Annotated in this window: 3 protein-coding genes; all 3 read left to right on the forward strand. The window is 58.0% G+C overall.

The window, feature by feature from the left end:
* A partial coding sequence (locus ABX749_RS30450) for a hypothetical protein (protein WP_372899347.1) occupies positions 1–537 on the forward strand: 537 nt, incomplete at its 5' end.
* A 79-nt stretch (positions 538–616) separates the two neighbouring features.
* On the forward strand, positions 617–1,651 hold the full coding sequence (locus ABX749_RS30455; RefSeq protein ID WP_372899348.1) for a hypothetical protein: 1,035 nt from the start codon (positions 617–619) through the stop codon (positions 1,649–1,651).
* Between the two features lie 9 nt (positions 1,652–1,660).
* Positions 1,661–2,194: substrate-binding domain-containing protein (locus ABX749_RS30460; protein WP_372899349.1), on the forward strand; the 534-nt coding region annotated here is incomplete at its 3' end.

Here is a 2,194-nt window from a genome sequence, read left to right on the forward strand (position 1 = left end):
TCTGACGCTGTATTGGCGGTCAGCTTTGACGACGGCACGGCCCGCGACCACAGCCTGCATCGCAACAATGGAACTCTGGAAGGCGGCAAACTCGTCGAAGGCAAGTTCGGCAAAGCCGTTCAGTTCACCAGCCGCAATCAAGGCCCCGCCAAGAAAGCCGGAAACAACAGCACCGTCAAACCCGGCGACTCGCTGGTCAAACCGAAGTGGGCCAAGGACGTGCCGGTCTATGTGCGCGGCATGGTGTTGGCCGGAAACAAGCTGTTCATCGTCGGTCCGCCGGACACCATCAACGAAGAAGAAACGTTCCAGAAACTCAGCGAGAGCGATCCGGAAGTGCAAGCATTGCTCGATGACCAAGATGCGGCATTGATGGGCAAAGACGGCTCGTCGTTGCTGGCCGTGAACATTGACACCGGCGAGATCGAAAACGAGATCAAGCTGGACACGCTGCCCGCCTGGGACGGGCTGGCCGGAGCCAACGGAAGCCTGTTCCTGTCGACACTCGACGGCAGCGTGATGTGTTTTGGAAAGTAGCGTGATGTGTTTCGGAAAATTGCAGCCCGGGATCGGTTGGGGCTTCGTTTCAACGTACAAGAGATTCAATTTGTTAAGCTTGGCTAGACACTTGGAATACCGTTCAACACTCGACGGACTGCTTGGTCCTTCGCGCGGACTTCTCCTGACCTTCATCCTTTTGGGCTGGAGTTCTTACGCCGCTGCGTGCAACATTCCGGTCTTTCGCTACGCACTGGAGCGTTGGACGCCGGATGATTGCGAAGTGATTGTTTTTCACGATGGACCGCTCTCGCCCGCCGACACCACCTTGATGAATCGATTGAATGCGTCAACCGACAATCACGGCGGGCATGCCAATGCCAAAGTCATGGCGGTCGATATCAGCGGCGACGCCAGTGGCGAGCGTGTCGCGTTGTGGAAAGAAATCGACGCCAACGCGGAGAAGACGACGTTGCCCCATGTCCTGGTTCGAACGAAGCTGGGGCGGGGACGTTTCGTCAACCATTGGCACGGAACGCTTGCCGACGCCGATCGGTTGGGGATCTTTGACTCGCCGATTCGAACCGAACTCCGCGACCGACTGTTGGCCGGGCACAGTGTCGTTTGGTTGCTGGTTCGATCGGCCGACCAGGAAAAGAACGAGAGCGCCAAGCAGCTTGTCCAACAGACGTTTGAAACGCTGTCATCGAAGGTGACGTTGCCAGAGGGGATCGGGCTGCCGGGGTCCGAGTTGTACGCCGACTTGCCGCTGGTCGTCAAATTCAGCCTGCTGGAGATCGATCCGGAGGACCCGAAAGAGTCCTTTTTGATCGGTCTGCTGTCGGGGTTGCGCCTGCCGGCCTTCGAAGCAGGCGAGCCGTTGCTGGTTCCGGTGTTTGGACGTGGTCGGGCTTTGGAAGTCATCCCGGCACGTGATCTGTCGGCCCGATTGATGGAAGAACTGACGGTCTTTCTCAGTGGGGCGTGTTCCTGTCAGGTCAAAGAGCAGAACCCCGGTTTTGATTTGCTGATCGACGCCGATTGGGACGGTCAGCTTTTTGGTGACATCGACAATCGTCCGCCCGACCGTAGTGCCGAAGAAGGGCGCAATCGCAATCCCGTCCTGGTTCCGATCCCGCAGGGCCGCAAGTAAACTAAAACCATGAATCGCACCTACATTTTGATGGCCGGCTCGCTGGTCGCGTTGATCGGCATCGTCCTGTTGCTCGGTGACCGAGACAAACCGTCCACGAGCGGACGGGCAGTAATGCTGTACTGTGCCGCCAGCAACCGGGCGGTGATGGAATCGATCCGCGAGGAATACGAGCAGGAGTTCGACCGCAGCGTCGACATTCAATACGGGCCGTCGCAAACGCTGCTGTCGTCGATCGAAGTGGCCAAGCAGGGGGACCTGTATCTGCCGGCCGATGACAGCTACTTGAAATTGGGCAAAGAAAAAGGGCTGGTCGCCGAAGAGATCCCGATCGCGAAAATGCAAGCCGTGATCGCGGTGCCCAAGGGGAATCCGAAATCGATCCAAAGCTTGGACGACTTGTTGCGTGAGGATGTCCGCGTGGTCTTGGCAAGTCCGGATTCGGCGGCGATCGGCAAGGTCGTTCGTGAATCGTTAAGTGAGGTCGGTCGCTGGGACAGCTTGGACAAAGCCACCAAGGCGTATCGTGGGACCGTCAATGAA

Origin of the sequence: Stieleria sp., assembly GCF_041595215.1 — a bacterium.
Classification (GTDB): Bacteria; Planctomycetota; Planctomycetia; order Pirellulales; family Pirellulaceae; genus Stieleria; species Stieleria magnilauensis.